Annotated in this window: 17 protein-coding genes and 1 pseudogene; 12 read left to right on the top strand and 6 right to left on the bottom strand. The window is 57.3% G+C overall.

The window, feature by feature from the left end; genetic code table 11:
- Together PL640_RS23870 and PL640_RS23865 are read right to left on the bottom strand one after the other, a co-directional pair.
- A pseudogene (locus PL640_RS23870) lies at positions 1 to 724 on the bottom strand (integrase); the annotation flags it as partial.
- 101 nt (positions 725 to 825) lie between these two features.
- A complete protein-coding gene (locus PL640_RS23865) occupies positions 826 to 1,977 on the bottom strand; it encodes a site-specific integrase (RefSeq protein WP_012476015.1) in 1,152 nt (383 codons plus the stop codon).
- A 125-nt stretch (positions 1,978 to 2,102) separates the two neighbouring features.
- On the opposite strand from PL640_RS23865, the gene PL640_RS23860 reads away from it, so the two are divergent.
- Both PL640_RS23860 and scpB read left to right on the top strand, forming a co-directional pair.
- The gene (locus PL640_RS23860) at positions 2,103 to 3,056 is read left to right on the top strand and encodes a DUF1403 family protein (protein WP_012476016.1); all 954 of its coding nucleotides are present in this window, start codon (positions 2,103 to 2,105) and stop codon (positions 3,054 to 3,056) included.
- Between the two features lie 2 nt (positions 3,057 to 3,058).
- Positions 3,059 to 3,754: an SMC-Scp complex subunit ScpB gene (scpB, locus tag PL640_RS23855; RefSeq protein WP_077768119.1), complete on the top strand. Its 696-nt coding sequence runs from the start codon at positions 3,059 to 3,061 to the stop codon at positions 3,752 to 3,754.
- 118 nt (positions 3,755 to 3,872) lie between these two features.
- Here the strand turns inward: scpB and PL640_RS23850 are convergent, their stop codons facing one another.
- From PL640_RS23850 to PL640_RS23840, 3 genes are read right to left on the bottom strand one after another with little or no spacing between them, the layout of a single operon-like run.
- Positions 3,873 to 4,130 (bottom strand): hypothetical protein, encoded by a 258-nt coding sequence (locus PL640_RS23850; RefSeq protein ID WP_077768118.1) that lies wholly within the window; start codon positions 4,128 to 4,130, stop codon positions 3,873 to 3,875.
- A 17-nt stretch (positions 4,131 to 4,147) separates the two neighbouring features.
- Complete coding sequence (locus tag PL640_RS23845; protein ID WP_162854303.1) at positions 4,148 to 4,408, bottom strand: hypothetical protein; 261 nt, start codon at positions 4,406 to 4,408, stop codon at positions 4,148 to 4,150.
- A 51-nt stretch (positions 4,409 to 4,459) separates the two neighbouring features.
- Positions 4,460 to 4,684 carry a DUF2188 domain-containing protein gene (locus PL640_RS23840; protein WP_077768116.1) on the bottom strand — a complete coding sequence of 75 codons (225 nt, stop codon included), beginning with the start codon at positions 4,682 to 4,684 and terminating at the stop codon, positions 4,460 to 4,462.
- Between the two features lie 116 nt (positions 4,685 to 4,800).
- Between PL640_RS23840 and PL640_RS23835 the strand changes: the two genes are divergently transcribed.
- The 10 genes from PL640_RS23835 (at position 4,801) to PL640_RS23790 (ending at position 14,668) form a co-directional block, all read left to right on the top strand.
- Positions 4,801 to 5,925 (top strand): AAA family ATPase, encoded by a 1,125-nt coding sequence (locus PL640_RS23835; protein WP_010900329.1) that lies wholly within the window; start codon positions 4,801 to 4,803, stop codon positions 5,923 to 5,925.
- 52 nt (positions 5,926 to 5,977) lie between these two features.
- Positions 5,978 to 8,185 carry a S8 family peptidase gene (locus PL640_RS23830; protein ID WP_271363758.1) on the top strand — a complete coding sequence of 736 codons (2,208 nt, stop codon included), beginning with the start codon at positions 5,978 to 5,980 and terminating at the stop codon, positions 8,183 to 8,185.
- A 53-nt stretch (positions 8,186 to 8,238) separates the two neighbouring features.
- Positions 8,239 to 9,471, top strand: a complete 1,233-nt coding sequence (locus PL640_RS23825; RefSeq protein WP_077768115.1) for a hypothetical protein — start codon at positions 8,239 to 8,241, stop codon at positions 9,469 to 9,471.
- Between the two features lie 42 nt (positions 9,472 to 9,513).
- Positions 9,514 to 9,888 (top strand): hypothetical protein, encoded by a 375-nt coding sequence (locus PL640_RS23820; RefSeq protein WP_142843416.1) that lies wholly within the window; start codon positions 9,514 to 9,516, stop codon positions 9,886 to 9,888.
- Between the two features lie 144 nt (positions 9,889 to 10,032).
- A complete protein-coding gene (locus PL640_RS23815; protein ID WP_142843417.1) occupies positions 10,033 to 10,494 on the top strand; it encodes a hypothetical protein in 462 nt (153 codons plus the stop codon).
- A gap of 136 nt (positions 10,495 to 10,630) precedes the next feature.
- Positions 10,631 to 11,020 (top strand): hypothetical protein, encoded by a 390-nt coding sequence (locus tag PL640_RS23810; protein ID WP_010900332.1) that lies wholly within the window; start codon positions 10,631 to 10,633, stop codon positions 11,018 to 11,020.
- A complete protein-coding gene (locus PL640_RS23805; RefSeq protein WP_077768113.1) occupies positions 11,017 to 11,544 on the top strand; it encodes an RES family NAD+ phosphorylase in 528 nt (175 codons plus the stop codon). Before PL640_RS23810 ends, PL640_RS23805 begins: the two co-directional genes overlap by 4 nt.
- A 35-nt stretch (positions 11,545 to 11,579) precedes the next feature.
- Positions 11,580 to 12,848, top strand: a complete 1,269-nt coding sequence (locus tag PL640_RS23800) for a YiiX/YebB-like N1pC/P60 family cysteine hydrolase (protein WP_012476023.1) — start codon at positions 11,580 to 11,582, stop codon at positions 12,846 to 12,848.
- Between the two features lie 56 nt (positions 12,849 to 12,904).
- Positions 12,905 to 13,204, top strand: coding sequence for a hypothetical protein (locus PL640_RS23795; RefSeq protein ID WP_077768112.1), 300 nt, complete (start codon positions 12,905 to 12,907; stop codon positions 13,202 to 13,204).
- 522 nt (positions 13,205 to 13,726) lie between these two features.
- Entirely contained in the window at positions 13,727 to 14,668 is a 942-nt protein-coding gene (locus tag PL640_RS23790) for a hypothetical protein (RefSeq protein ID WP_077768177.1), read from the top strand.
- 207 nt (positions 14,669 to 14,875) lie between these two features.
- Here PL640_RS23790 and PL640_RS23785 read toward each other — a convergent pair whose 3' ends face one another.
- A complete protein-coding gene (locus PL640_RS23785; protein WP_010900336.1) occupies positions 14,876 to 15,685 on the bottom strand; it encodes a hypothetical protein in 810 nt (269 codons plus the stop codon).
- Between the last annotated feature and the right edge of the window lie 32 nt (positions 15,686 to 15,717).

Below are 15,717 nucleotides of genomic sequence, written 5' to 3'. Positions count from 1 at the left end.
CCCGAAACACGCTGCCCTTGTCGATCTTCCCCCGCCGCCAGCCAGGCATTCAACGCCTCGACAGGCCGGCCGGTGAGATAGACGACTCGTCCTCCTCGCCTGACGTCGTTTTGGTACGGCCAAGATGAATGGCGAGAGAGGGGAGGGGAGTGCCGCCTTCGGTCTCGATCGGAGCTTCCACGGTCAGTTGTTCCAGGCGAAGGCCTGCGATCTCGCTGCGCCGGCGGCCGCCGGAGGCAAAGGCGACCATCAGGATCGCCCGGTCGCGGAGATCACGCGGGCTTTCGGTCGCGCACGTCACCAACAGCTTGGCCAGCACGTCGCCGGTGACCGCCTTTGCGCTTTTGCGGCGGCGTTGCCGCAGGACGGCGCGCACATCCAGACGAACGGCGGATTCGAGGGCAGGGGAGCCGAAGGCGTCGGTAAGCCCGCGCCATCTGGTCAGTGTCGACCAGTTCGCCAGCCGACGGAGCACGGTCGCCGGCGCATGTGGGCCGGCGGACTTGAGGAATCCCTGGTGCCGGAGGTTTTCGGCCACGTCTGCCGGGATGCCGTGATCTGAATCGGCAGTACGTTTCTCCGGATCCCACAGGTGATGGGTGACGAATTTCAGGAGCAGCGCTTCGGGCGCCGGCCAGGGTAGAGATTTTCCGGAGGCCGCCAGACCCCAGGCTTCGAAATAGGCGAGATCGGAGGTCAGCGCCCGGAGCGTATTGTCGCCCATGCGCTGTGTGGCTTTTAGCTAACAATTTCAATTGAAGCGGAAAGCTAAAAATCCGACACGCAATTTGCCCCAACGAGTTCATAGTGAGCAGGGGAGGGGCCTCAAAGCCCTGTGGCTTTGGTGAGATTGACGCGAAAGCGGTCACGCCGGCGCTGGTATTTCCGCGTCATTTCCGCACTGGCATGGCCGAGCTGCTTCTGGACATAGCGCTCGTCGACCTCCGCGGAGGAGGCCAGACCGGCGCGCAGCGAGTGACCGGAGAATTTTGCCGCGCGTTCGGCCTCGTTGAGGTCGCCCCTGACGCCGGCGGCCAGTGCCGCCTTTTTGACGAGACGGGCGACCTCGCGATCGTTCAGCCGGTCCGGTCCGACATCCTTGCCCTGGCCGCGGACGCGGCGGAACAGCGGACCCTTGGCAATCCGGGCGAACTTGATCCAGGTTTCGATAGCGAGAACCGGACAGGTCGCATCGGACGAGCCGCGGCCGACTTCCACCTCCCGCCATCCGGTCTTGCCGCGCAGGGTGACGAGCAGGCCCTTCTCGAGGATCTCGATCCAGCCGCGCGCGTCCTCGCTCTGGTCGCGGCCGATATCGAGCCCAACGATCTCGGAACGGCGCAGACCGCCGGCAAAGCCGATCAGCAGCATGGCGCGATCGCGCAGGCCGCGCAGGGTTCCCCTGTCGAGCGTTTCCAGCATGCCGATCAGGTCTTCGGGCAGGAGGGCTTCCTTCTGCCGCGGCGGGGCGGCGTGCGTGTTGCAAATGCCAGCCATTACGGTGGCGATATGACGGTCCTTGCGGTCGAGCGGCGTGCCGCGCTGGGCGTAGCTCCAGGTCAGCGCCGAAAGGCGGCGCTCGATCGTCGTGACGGAGCTGGGCTTGCGATCGGCCGCAGCAGTGCCGGACGCGAGCGCCGTAATGTACAGGCCGACGGTGTGCGGATCGGGCGGTAGGGGCGCGAGACCCTGGCGGCGGCACCAAGCGGAAAAGTGCTTCCAGTCGGAGGCGTAGGCCTTGCGGGTGTTGGCGGCGCTCGCCGCCTCGACATAGGTACGGGCGCGTTCGGCGAGCTGCTCGAGGTGCGCCGGCAAGGTCCGCGCCTCCGGAAGAGGGGAGGGGAGGCCAGCGCTGGCCGTCGAGATGCCGACCGCCATCTGCGGCGCGGCAATAGCGTCGCGAGCGGTCGTGCTCTCAGACGGAGAGGAGGTCTCTGTGGCGTGATTTTCGTCGTTTTGCTCGATGATATGGGCCATTCTTTATATAAAGAGCAAAACGTCCGATAATGCAAGATTATCGGACGTTATATATCCGCGACAAGCGGTGCGGTTTAGGCGGATAATGCTGGACTAAACCGCTCACCTAATCTACACTCCGTCGCATGGATTCGTTCGACCCCTCCGCTCCAACCGCCCCCGCCTGGTCGCCCCGCATGCCGGGATGGGCACTGCCGCGTGGTCGCGACATCACTGAATCCGACGCCGCCTTCGCCGCCGGTATCGCCCTGAAATCGCTCGATGATCTGATCCGCGCCGATCCGCCGTGGCTCGGCTGCTGGCGCGATCGCCTTGCTCTCAAATCAGCTGCCGTCGCCGCCAGAATGCTTGGCCGCAATGAAGAGGAAACCGCCATTCGCGACGCGATTTTGCTCACCGCGCCCGGCAACGATCCCGGGCCGGCCGGAAAGCTGTTTCTTGCCATACGAATGCTGACGCGCCAATCCGGGACGATTGCCACGCCATTCGTTAAGGAGCTCTGCGCGCTGCTGGGGATTGGCTGGGAGGATGCTCTTGTCTCCGTCCCGGATTTTGTCGATACGGCGATCCAGTCCGGGCGCGCGGCACCCCTCGCAGTTGCCGAGCTTGTATCGGCGATTACGACCATTCGCCCGGACACCGAGGTGCTGTCGCTTGGGCTCGCCGAGATCGTTCTGGCGCTAATGCTGAACTGGCCGAAACCCGTACCGCTGCTAATCCCCGAGCGGTTTGGCGAGGCGTTCCGCACCATCGGCGGCCGTGGTCGCGTCCGGTCTGGCGAAGCGGCTTATCCGAGGGCGATCTGCCTGGCTTTGATGGATGGTGTGGCGGCGGCGCTGCGATCTGCCGTGGAGATCGATCGAAGGGCAGCGCGGTTGCTGGCTGTGGCACCAAAGCTCCGTACCAGGGGCGCCGAGCCGGTGATCCGGCGTTTGCTGTCCGACGACGCTATTCTGGCGTCGGTCCCAGGAAGCGAGCTGTCGCGCTGGGCAGCGAACCGGCTGTTCGATCGGCTCGAGAGTTTTGAAGCGGTGCGCGAGCTGTCCGGCCGCTCCTCCTTCCGCATCTTTGGATTATGATGATGAGGGGAGCGAGCGCGACAAAAACCACACTGCGTCGGGCAAAAGACCGACAGCAAGATGTCCTGTATGATCGCGAGCTCGAGGACTTACCGCAAGAACTTCGTTGGCGGGAATGGATGCTGCGGATTGAGGCGGTGATCTTTGCCTCGGCTGAGCCGGTCAGCCGCGAGACGCTGGCGCGTGTGGTGGGAAAGGATTGTAGCATTGATCTGTTGATCGACGATCTCGTCGAGGAGTTGCGGGATCGGCCTTACGAGCTGGTGTCGGTCGCCGGCGGCTGGCAGCATCGCACCCGGCCGCGGTTTGCCGAGACGATTCGCGCGTCTTCGGCCCCGACAAGGGGAGGGGCGGCGGCACTCTCCGAGTTCGAGGCGATGGTGCTGATGGCGGTGGGATATTTACAGCCGATTACCCGCGGCGAGCTGTCAAAGATCTTTGGGAAGGAGGTCAGCCGTGACGTCGTTGGTAATCTGCGCGGGGCGGGTTTTATCGGCTCCGGGCCACGCAGTCCGACGCCAGGCGCGCCCTATACTTACATAACGACCTCACACTTTCTTTCGGTCTTTGGTATGGAGACGTTGCGTGACCTTCCCAATATCGAAGCGCTCGAGGACGCCGGCTTGCTGAGCAGACGTGCCGTTCAAGATGATGTCGCCTTCGATCCAACTGAAGGGGAGGCAATGTTCATTGAATGAATGAGGGCAGCGTACTTCTGCATTTGCGACCCGGACGAAGGCGCTGTGACGGGAGCAAACTGCAGAATTTCGTCTTGGACAACCGTGCTGTCTTCCAATGGTCCGTCCGAGAGACCTTCTAAGGCGAAGTCCGAATGGGAAACAGGTCCCCGCCGTAGTGGTGAAGCCTGGTGTGATGGCGACGGCATAGCCATCGGACGTTCAATGGCTCGTCGTATTGATCGTGATGAGCATCGACGTCTTCATCACCACAGACCTCACACGTGTTCTTTCTCAGCTCGCCCGCCTTCACGGCACGCTGCACCAAGAGGTGAGCCTCATATTTTGCAGGATTAGCACGCCGCCAATTCGCTTGGCGGGTATCTGTCTTTAGCATCTATCTAGTCTTCCCGATCAGTTCAGGGTGTAGCGCTTCCAGGGTATCGCCTGCATTGGCACCCGCGACAGAAAATTAACAAGATCACGTCGGCCACGATATGTCGGTACGCCCCTGCTGTTTTGTGCCATGAGAACAATCGGCACGCCCGGGAATGCTGGCTGGAAGCTATATGCAACGTCGTCGGCCTGATGGCCGCTGTTCAAAACGTGCGGCTTGACGATGACTATGGCGAAGGTGACGCCCTGCTCGCGAACTAATGCGCCTTCAAACTGCATTTCTTCTCTCCTTTGATGAAGAGGCCGCCTCACTCCAGGCGGCCTCAGGTTTTAGCCACGCGGCGGGAACGGGTCGCGACCGTAGGAATCCTTGTCCCGGATTTGTCCGTTGGGACGGTGGATGACGACTTCGCTCTGCTGGTTGATCGCAATTTTGCGAGCAGCGGCAGCCGCGTCGGCCTGCGTTCCATGGGTGGAGGTCACTCGCTGATTTCCAGCGCCCCGCACGGCCCATTCGCCGTTATGGGGAACCACATGCTGATTCTTCCTTGTCATTGCATCAGAATCTTTTTTCTTGAGTGCCGTAAGAGTTTACATTAAGGAAAATTTAATTGTCAATATGGCTATTGTGGTTTACGAATGGATGACGAATTTTTACGCATGGAGTGATCATGACCATTGAGATGAAAAATGTGCTGGAGTTGGCCGACGCGGCACTTTCCGCTGACTACACGCGCGTACGCAGAGCTGCGAATGCGCTTGCGCGAGATCTCGACAAGAATGGTGAGACTTCCATTGCCAAGGAGCTGAAGGCCCTGGTGCGCAAGAGGGGGGTGCCTTTGAAGGCGTCTGGCTACGTGGAATCGCTGCCCGTGGACTCGAAATCCCGCTTGCCGCTTGTCGAGGAGCAGACCTGGCCCGATACGCCTATTTTTCTCAACGAAGGCGGGTGGCATGTGTTCAGCGATTTCATCGCGGATGCTCGGCGCATTGATGACTTGAGCGCCAAAGGATTGGCCTCACGTCTTGGGCTTCTGCTCTCTGGCCCGCCAGGAACAGGCAAGTCTCTCCTTGCCGGCCATATCGCTGCGCAACTGTCTCGTCCGCTATATGTCGTCCGGCTCGACTCGGTCATCTCCTCTTTGCTCGGGGACACCGCCAAAAATATCCGCTCGGTGTTTGATTTCGTGCCGGCGCGAAACGCCGTTCTTTTTCTCGATGAGATGGATGCAGTCGCAAAGCTGCGTGACGATCGTCACGAGTTGGGCGAGCTCAAACGCGTTGTCAATACCGTCATTCAAGCGTTGGACGGGCTAGACCCGAGCTCGATCGTGGTTGCTGCAACCAATCATGCGCATCTTCTTGATCCTGCAATATGGAGGCGGTTTCCTTATAAAATTGAACTCGGTCTTCCGGATGAAAGCGTTCGCGCTGACCTTTGGCGCCATTTTCTCTTCGAGGACAAAGATGAGGAGAGGCGCGCCGAGCTATTCGCCGTCGTGTCCGAAGGGTTGTCGGGGGCCGATATCGAAACGATGAGTCTGTCGGCGCGGCGTCATGCCGTTCATGAGTCGCGTGATATTGATTTTGGAGCCGTCGTTGTGGCTCTGCTGGAGCCGCGGTCAGGCCGTACTGTCCCTGTACAGCGGCAGCCATTGGATGCGGAGCAGAAACGCCAGGTTGCAATAGCCCTCAAGGAGAAGTACGCCATTGGGGGCGCGGATACCGCCCGCATTCTCGGAGTGTCGCGGCAAGCCATTTACGCTTACCTGAAGCAACAGGAAGGGGAGGTGTAGTATGGTGGAGCCTAGAGACCAACCTCTTCTCTATCCCGTTCTGAGCCTTCAGATGGATCCGGCGCTGCGGAGTCCGACGGGGCGTGGCAAAGGCATCGACAGCATCGTCAAGGAGCGGCTCGGCCGGCAGCAGGACGTGCTCGCGAGCGAAACACGCGACATTTATGAACACCGTACAGAGTTGCCCACATACTCGGGTTTGACGCACCTAGTCGTTCGGATGTTCAGTGAGGATTCCCTTGCTCCAACGCACACCCCCGATGACTTGTTCTCGCAGCGTCATGGATGCAGGCTAGTTGCTCCTCTTCCTGGCGGCTATTTGATCGAGGCTGAAGTCAAAGAATTGCCTCGCCTCCTTCGCGCAATCGAACATCCAATCGGCTATGCGGTGCAAGCCGACATATCCCGTGTTTCGTCTCTCGGACAATTTGATGCGAAAAGTCGTCTGCGCGGTCGATCGTTCAATGAGCTCTGGAATTCCGCACCGGAAGATGATGACGGACGCTTGTTCGTTGTTTGGCTTGCGCCGTTCCGCGATCGAGATGCCAAGGCCGAAGTCCTCGAGCGTATCCAGCGCTTTGCCAATGAGAGGCTGGTCATGCCGACATTTACCAGCGTGCGGCTCACGCTCGGAACATCTGAGGAATCGGAAGAACCGCGTTCTCTCACGACACCACGACAATCCAGCATTGCAAGGGCAATGCGAGATTATCGAAACACCGGCGTCGGACGCGCTGCAGTTCGAATTCCGAATAAAGAAGGGTTGAGACAGCTCATTGCGTCAGGCGCTTCTTATCGCATTGATCCTGTGCGGCCGATCAGAGTGGCAGCACCTGGCGAAGGAGCGGAGCCTCCTGCACCAGTAATCGATGAGAATGCTCCAATCGTTGCCGTCGTCGATGGCGGTCTGCATGCGCGAAGCTACACCGCAGCTGAAGCTTTCAGGGCGACACCTTTCGTCACGAACGCCCAAGCCGACAAGCCTCACGGAAATAGCGTTAGCTCCCTCGTTATCCATGGGCACGCCTGGAACAAAAATCGCTCGCTGCCTCAACTAAACTGCCGTATCGGAACTGTTCAGGCCGTCCCCCATCGGAACGCCAATCGGCGCTTTGATGAGCGGGAGTTGGTCGACTATCTGGCGGAGGTTGCGCGTCTTTATCCAGAAGCGCGCGTCTGGAACATCTCTGCCAATCAGGACGGCGCCGGTTTGGATCCCACCGAGGTCAGCGTTCTCGGCCATGAAATCAGCCTTCTCGCGAGATCGGCGGGCTTCCTCCCCGTCATCTCTGTCGGAAATGTCACCCCAGATAACAATTCAAGACCTAATCCCCCAGCAGATTGCGAGGCGGCGATTGTCGTGGGGGGCCGTCAGGCGCTTGCTGACGGTACGCCGGGTGACAGTTGCCCCGCATGCCTGCCAGGTCCCGGTCCTGACGGGATGATGAAACCGGACCTGTCGTGGTTTTCGAATCTCAGGATGCTGGGTGGGGTCGTGGATACGGGAAGCAGTTACGCAACGCCGTTGGTATCGTCTTTGGCAGCCCACACCTTCGATAGCTTACGGGAACCAACGCCGGATCTGGTTAAGGCTCTCCTCATCAATTCAGCCGAGCGAAGTGAGCACGATCCCAACCTCGGTTGGGGAACCCCGTATCAAGGGCACCTCCCTTGGACCTGCGCGCCCGGCAGTGTCACGCTTGCGTGGCGGGCACAACTCGAGCCAGGAACCGCATACTACTGGAACGATATTCCCATCCCTCCCGAGCTGGTGCGTGACGGAAAATTGTTCGGACGCGCCAGCTTGACCGCTGTTTTGCGGCCTCTCGTGTCGCCGTTTGGCGGCGCTAACTACTTCGCTTCCCGCTTGGAGACATCTCTGGCGTATCAGTCGGGAGCGGATAGGTGGCCGTCGCTACTTGGCTCAATGAAAGAGTCGACGCTTCCGGAAAACGACGCTCGCGATGAACTTCGCAAATGGCAGCCTATCAGACGGCACTGCAGAGACTTTTCAAAAGGGAGCGGACTTGGCTTTTCCGGACCATACCTGCGGCTTTACGCCCGCGTGTTCATGCGTGACCTCTACCAATTTGGGTGGACGCATCACAGCCAAGCGGGCGCGCAAGAAGTTGCGTTCGTGCTCACCCTTTCAAGCGCGGACGGAGAGAAGTCGATTTATGATTCAACAGCTCGTGCGCTCGGAAACTTCGTTGAAAGCGCCGTCTTGAACCAAGACATCGAGGTCTCGAATGAGATCTAGCTGGTCGGTGTCCTCCGGATTTGCGATTGGGCCCTTGCAAGCGAGGCAGATGCGTGAGGCGTAGCCGCATTTCCATCGGTTTTTCCGAGAAGGAATTTGCCGAAGCGTTGGCACCCAGGGTCGCTACCGTGGGCACGAGGCCGGTGGATGCCGTTGAACAACTGCTCACACAAATTCTCGTCGAAAATCTTCGGCAGCAAACAGCTTTGGCGCTCCGGAAGATCCCCTCGGTGAAGCTTCACTCGATGTATTTCAAGGAGCGCTGTGCATCCTTAGCGCGGCTTGCGGACATCGGGTACGACACCTGGTATGCCGAACTGGCCTTTTCCACAACCAGAGAGAACATGGTTGACGGCGTTGAGATTGACACACAGGGTTTGCACCTAAGTCCCATAAATTGTGGCCCTGCAGGGCTGATCACACACCGACTTTGGTCGAAGCAGCTAAAAACGCAAACCAATCACATCCTGCGTTTGAACCACGTGACGATTCCGCCCAGCACGTTTCTTGAAACCAAGAAAATGATGGAGGCGATTTGCCTTGAGCAGCCGCTGGTCGCGAACCCTCGACCTGGTCCGCGTACGCAAGGCTATGAGTTTGGGATCGAGGGCTTTGAGTTTGTTGCATTCGATCATTTAGTTACCGGGAAGCGTTGTTTCTGTTCATGCGCTCGCCTAGCTCATGAAAAGATGATGTCAGAGGCTATAAGGATTGCATCTCATTCAGGCGCATGGACCCATCAGGTTGTTCGATTGTTGTCGGATGCGACCTACATCGACGAAATATGCCACCTGTGTATCGCCCGTCGCTCGGGACCGGAGGCTGCTGCCAGCTTCTACGGTGATGATATTGGGGAATTTATCACGCCGTATATCGATCAGCTGATGTTGATGTCTGGAATGGACAAGTCCACTGCGCGTTCCGAAGTCCAGTACACTCTTGGTGTTCGCCGATGGATGAGGGAGGCAGAAATGTACAGTCTGGTGAAAAAGCTATTTCCCGACCAAGTTATCCTGAGGGAGGCGTCGCCCCCATGGCTGGGGCGCCAACGATTTGACGTGTATCTGCCCGCCATCGGCCTTGCTCTGGAACACCATGGTGAGCAGCACTACAGAGCCATTACTGCATTTGGAGGAGAAGTGGCGCTAAAACGTAACATGGAACGCGACGCCTTAAAGAGAAGTCTCTGTGAACAAAATGCCGTCCAACTTGTCGAGATTCGATTTGATGAGCAAATGACACTACCGCTTCTTCGCCGAAAGCTGCGGCGTTTCATTATGGCCTAAATGTATCAATGACGGCCGCCTTCACGGCGATAATGTGAGATATTGATTTCAGTCGCAGCCTGGGGTGTAAAATGTTCTACGAACGCGGATGTAACAGAATATCTCGATTATCATCTTGCTTCGGAACTGGAGACCGATTTCGCGATTATGTTGATCGGCCCTTGGGGAGCTGTAACGATGCCAGTCACGAGAGTTGAGCGAATTGTCGGCGGCCTGGTCATCGGACGTGTCGAACGCGGCTCCGACGGCTACTACGCCTGTCATCATTTCGGATCAAACGTGGATCCCTTACCCCTTAATACCTTGGACGATGTTGCGGACTTCCTTCGAGCTCATCCTCGCGGCGGCGTGCGAATGTATCCAGGTCGGAAGAAGATTTCTCGCAACATCTATATCGATGGAATTTTCCTTCGGTGACAGGTGCGCGACCGCCGTTGTCCTGATAGTTTTGGAGGTCGCTACTCCCGATGCTGACGCATTGAATGTATCAGGCTTTCATGCATTACGGATCTCCTAGGAACGGTGGGCATTATGCGAAGAGACGAGGTTGGGGAGGACCTAGTGTCTCTCGCCTTTGACTTTCTCTATTTTTTTGCGCGTTTCGAATATGCGCTCAAGGCCAACGGTTACCTAAAGAAAACAGAGCCAGGTCAGCCCGCGGAGGCTGGGTGGAGACAATTTCGAGAGCGCTGGGAAGGAGATTATAAAAGCAGCGAAGCCGCTGTGGCGTTGATCGCGGCTAACCCGAAAAAGCAGATCATTGGCGACGATGGAATGCTGGCGTTTAGAGCTGTGGGTTTTCCCGCCAGTACTTGTGAGCTTGGGCAGGTTATCGGCTATTGCCAGACCGTCCGTAACAACCTCTTTCATGGTGGGAAGAGCAGTACCGACGGCTTCGATAGCCCGGAGCGTACGAAATGCTGCTTTCCATCGTTCTCGTCGTGCTCGAGGAACTGGCCAGCGCTTTCGATCTTGGTGCTGACTATACCGGCTACTACTAAAACGCTCATCGATGAAGAGTAGACGCAGGCGCTTGATAGGCAGAGGCGTGAACGTGGAATGTCGTTCAAGAACGCAGCAGGCGTGATTTTTTACTAGCCAACCTTGATGTGCATCAAAATGTGCATATATTGTGCATAAGATTGAGCGGAGATTAGGCATGGCGCAGGCTCAGACAGTACATTCATACACAGTTGTTTCCGGCTTTGTTGATAGCCTTCAGGAACCGCGGACGCCCTATATTTCGCCGTCTCGCTTGTCAAAGGCGCTCGGCGTCAAAGTCGCAAACCTTGCAGAATTGACCGGTGTCCATCGCAATACCCTGCGCAATCCCTCCTCCGAACGCTTGCAGGGCAGGATGCGGGAAATGATCAAGGCGATCTCTGCGGCCGCCGAGCTGACTGGTGATCTTGCGAAGGCAATCTACTGGTATCGAAATGAACCGATTGCCGATTATGGCCATCGCACGGCCGCGGAGCTTGTTGCCGATGGTGAGATAGAGGCTGTTCTTGCCTATATTCGGGACCTGGAGAATGGAGCGCGCGGGTGAAGATTACCCGCATCGGCCCGAACGCAGTCTTTCATCGGTATCTAACACCTAAATGGGCGTTTCTTCCAACCAGCGGCGCCGGGGCCGCTATTGACGGCGGTCGCTTCAATCGACCCGGCGTCGAGGCTCTCTATCTTTCCGAGGCCCCCCAAACCGCGCTCGAAGAATATCGACAGGGCGCGAGCATCACACCGCCGGCGACGCTTGCAGCGTACAAGATCACGCTCAGCGAAGTAGCCGATCTGTCGCAAGGTTTCGATCCGCTTCTTTGGGATGCAGCTTGGTCTCAATGGGATTGTGCATGGCGAAAAATCGCTCGCATCGACAAAAAGGTCCCTCCCTCCTGGAAGTTGGCAGACAAAGTCATTTCATCCGGCCTTCGGGGGCTGCTCTTTCCGTCACTAAGGCACGCTGGCGGAACTAATCTTGTAATTTTTTCTGCCAATCTCATCCCAGATGATGACGTGCATGTTCACGATCCAGACAATCGTTTGCCGCGCGATCAATTGTCCTGGCCGCACTAGCAGCAATAGATGCCGGCCGGCTTCGGGGGAGGGGAATGAAGCGCATTAGTATCAAAAGTGTTCAGCCTGGAGATATTCTCCTCACAGCTCGACCGGGAAAGATAAGCAAATCGATCCGCTTCAGCACGGGGGGCATCGTTTCACACGCGATGATCTGCGTGCAGCATGGTTCGTTTATCGATTCCACCGCGGACGGGGTACAGGCGCGCAACCTGCAGCGGGAGTTGTTCGAGGATGACGAGCAGGTTTTCCATTTCCGCCTGAAGGAAGCTCTCCCCCGCGAGGTACTTTCAAATGTAATCGATTTCGCGCGGGCCGAGATCGGTGCGCGTTATTCTGTGCCGGAGGCCATGCGGTCGGTCGCTGCTGTCCGAAAGCCGAGATCGAAGCGGCAATATTGCTCTCGTTTAGTGGCCCGCGTCTACAGAAACGCGGGCATCAATCTTGTGCCGGACGCAGACTATTGCTCGCCGGAGGATTTACGACGTAGTCGCTTGCTGGTGGAAATCCCGATAGAGACCGAAGCCGTGTCCGAGGAAGAATGGCGTTGGCTCGAAACCAATCGTAACCCGATCCGAGATACACATCAGGCCCACAAAGCCATTCTTGACGTCGCTCGTACGTTCGTTCCGGACTTGGAGAGCCTAAACGAACTCCATGCTTTACTCGTGGTTCGCCCTGAGGCTGATCCGGAGATTGCAGAGGTTCTGCGCGAGAGCGGCTACCTTGATCTGTGGCGCGGTGAAATAGCGGCTCACCCTTGGCGCTACGACCAGAGCCTAATCGCAACGATGTCCGCGCCCGAGCAGATGGCCGACATACGTGAATACTGCATAGGTACAGTGAGCGAGGCTTACAGCGGAGGCGTGCGGTTTTCCATTAACCTCATACAGTTGCAGATGCTAGAGACCCAGCACGGCGGTCAATCCCTCCGGCTGTTGGTGGACCTGTACGAAACTCTTGTGCTTAACGATCAGATCCGCAGGGAGGTCGCGTGTGCGTGGCTGTTGAAGCACTATCCTGACGACCTGAAGAAACAGTTGGAGCAGATCGAGCCGCACAGCGCCTATTGGTATTCGGTCGTTGATCGCGTCGAACCGAAGCTGGCCGCGTTGTCGCGCATGGTCGTCACGGCGGAAGGAAGTTCGGAAGTCTGCTCGTCATGCGGCGACCGGCCAGCCATGTCCTACCGTCTTGCGAATGGCGCTCAGACGATGCCGGGCGTACCCTCCCTGCGCCTGTGCAGCGACTGCATCGAGATACGGCGCGGTATGGGCAACATCCTGATGCCGTTCCTGCATTGACTTGGAAAGAGAATGGGACCGCAAACGAAGGCTGTGATAAAAGAGGATGCGCTGCTTTGGGTGAGTTAGGCCGTTCAGGAAACAGTGTTCTGGACCCAGCGCAACTGCGTCGGATCGAAGCCGTGCATCGCGGCTACTTATTCCAGCACCTCTATGCAGTTCAATGTTTGTTGTCAGCCGCAACCATCGCTGCGCGGGAGATCGCTGTCGAAAGCGACGAAGATGTAGAAATCCAACTCGATGGCATCCGTATCTATGTGCAGGTGAAACATCGGAAAGATGCCCTTGCGTGGGATGATATCGAGGGCGCGATGTCACGTTTTGCGGACCTTGCCGCTGATTCGACGTTAGCCTAAGACCTATCGACCGGCTATAGCCGAAGAAAAATAGCGGGATATATGCGCCGACTCGCCGGCTGTGTTGATGAAGGCTAGCTCGCGCGATCGTGGCCGTACATGCGGAGCCTTTTAACTAGCATCGTTGAGAAGGTGGCGCGTTTGTGATCCTTAATCCCGCCTGCCGTGTTCATGAGCAGATCCGTCAACAGCGCATTCGTTTTTCTGCAATGCACTTGAAGAAGCCGATTGCCGTGATATGGCGCCGTGTCCAGTAAGATTGCCAATCTCTGCGCCGGCGGGAGGGGCCTATTCCCTCGACCATCAGCGACATTTAGATCGCGACAAGTAGCGTCACCTCGCAAAGTTGGAGAAAAAGAGGGTGGCTGTATTTGATCCGCTGGGCTGGCAGGGGCGCTAGCGTTGGCGCTCGTTCATGCAGCCAACCTGCATTTCAAGTGTTGCAAAAGTAATAGATTAGCAGTGGAGACGCCCTTTTCATCTGAGTAAGGTTAGCGTGATTGAAGAAAAATGGAGCTTCTCATGCCGTCCAGCAGCCAACGAACACCTCCCCGAGAATCTGAGTCTGCTCGGGTGAAGAGTGATCCTGCGTCACCAAACCGAAACCTACCTTCCGATGTACTTGCAAAAGTTGCTACCTACGTTCCAACCCAGGATGTGGTCGAAACCGCACGAGATCTCGGAAATCTAGAGCGAACTGGCTCCGCAGGTCGCGAAGCTTTACGTCGAGGCCCTATCGGAATTTATCACGCTCGCGTGAAAAGGATTGGTACATCGGCAAAAGCAGTCTTCGATACAATCATCCCTGGGGAGCAATTGCCTGATTGGCAGGTGAACCGGCCATCTGAAACGGCAAGAACGCGGGCGGTAGGACCACTTCTGAAGTTTCAATCTGAGGCTGGAAAAGCACGATTCACAACCAACATCCTGAACCTCCCTCAGCCTGATCAGTGCGACGCAATTCTGAGCGTGATAAAGCATCTGGACGATCTTGGGGAAGTCAATAAGACGCGCTTAATCGAACGTTCGATCGAAATCTTGCAGCTTGATCCCCCTCTTACTTGGAACCAGGGTCAGAAATGCCCCGCCGCAGACGTATTGGTCCAGGGCGAGAAGCACTTAAACGACGACCAAAAAACTCGGGTACAACACGAGAGGAACAATCGCCCGGAGCTGCTGCGCCTGTTCCGCCGGGCTGTCGCAGACTTTGAGATTGAAAAAAACATGGCGGCGCATCCCCGCAGGTATCAAGACGCGAAAGAACCGGAGGTGAAACCTATCGACGAGGTGATTGACATAATCGAAAGATATAGTCGATCGGTCGTGACGAGAGGGCCAAATGCTATCGGCCTTCTGACGGCACACGAGAGTTTCGTCAAGAACGTCGGTGATGCCTACACCCGTACGCGCGCCGAATTCGATTCATCCTCCCGCGATCGGGACAGATCGGCATTGTCACGGTAACTCTCGGCAGCCGTTCCGTGTTGGCGTGAGTGGAGGGATTACAAGGTGACTTGTCCCCGCTGTGCTCCAGGTTTCATTCGTGTTTGGTGCAGTCAATCGGCATCGGCCTCGTTGCAAGCTGTGCTGGTCCGAGGAATGAGGATTGATTGGCACCCGGAACGGCTTTTCCAAGGGGAAAACGCCAGCCGCAATCCGCAGTAGGGGCTTTCATCGTGAGATTGACATAGGACAAGGCTCGACCGGAGATGTAGAACAGGAGCGCGTGGGCGTGCTGCCCGACGCTCGGGTCGTGCGTCCCAATAGCCAGCCTTGGATTGCTATCGGAGCCGGAAAATCCAACACTTTGTTTGTGTACTTTTCTACCACAGCACTGAATGGTGTGCCGTCCTGCAGCTTCAACACGGCACGATGTTCGAGAAGAAACGGTGGCAGGACCAGTGGTCCTCTCCGGTTCGCAGTTAATTCATTTCCCATGTCCCAGCCTTCTGGTAGAGGAGACCAAAGCAGATTGGAAGATAGGTTGGTGCGGGTGAAGTTAAGAGACTGAACGGCCCTGCCGAACGCTATATCACTGGTGCTCAACGCGTTATTCATTTCCATTGTCAGTCTCGCCGGAACATACCAGTTGTCGGCTTCTGATAGTACGCGATTTCCGCAAACCAGGCGAACGCGGCGATAAGCGATAGGCTCCTCTGATCCCACGGCAAGAAGTTCTCGGATACTGCTATCGGCGGGCGTGTCTTGTACGCGCACGCGCTGGGCAACGATCTTGGAGTCTTCCGGGGCGAGTTTGTGCGCGGCACACCAGCGATCGAGCGTCAAGGTGGCGCTAGGATTTCCCAGGAGATTTGCATTCAAGGTCTGGAGAACTGCGAGCGCCTCGATCCGAGCGGTTGGTGTGTCCGGCCATGGAGAGGCGGTGGAAGATTCTTGTGCCAAGGTATTCGCGGCCAGCACGAGCGCTATAGTCGATGCGATTGCTGTTACCTGCACAGACTTTAAGCAAAAATTCGACATACTGAATTACTCCCTGGATGTGCGTGGGCGAG

This window comes from Agrobacterium sp. ST15.16.024 (assembly GCF_027956545.1).
GTDB lineage: Bacteria > Pseudomonadota > Alphaproteobacteria > Rhizobiales > Rhizobiaceae > Agrobacterium > Agrobacterium cucumeris.
The sequence above is the reverse complement of the archived record's forward strand: the minus strand, read 5'-3'. Positions and strand labels throughout refer to the sequence as shown.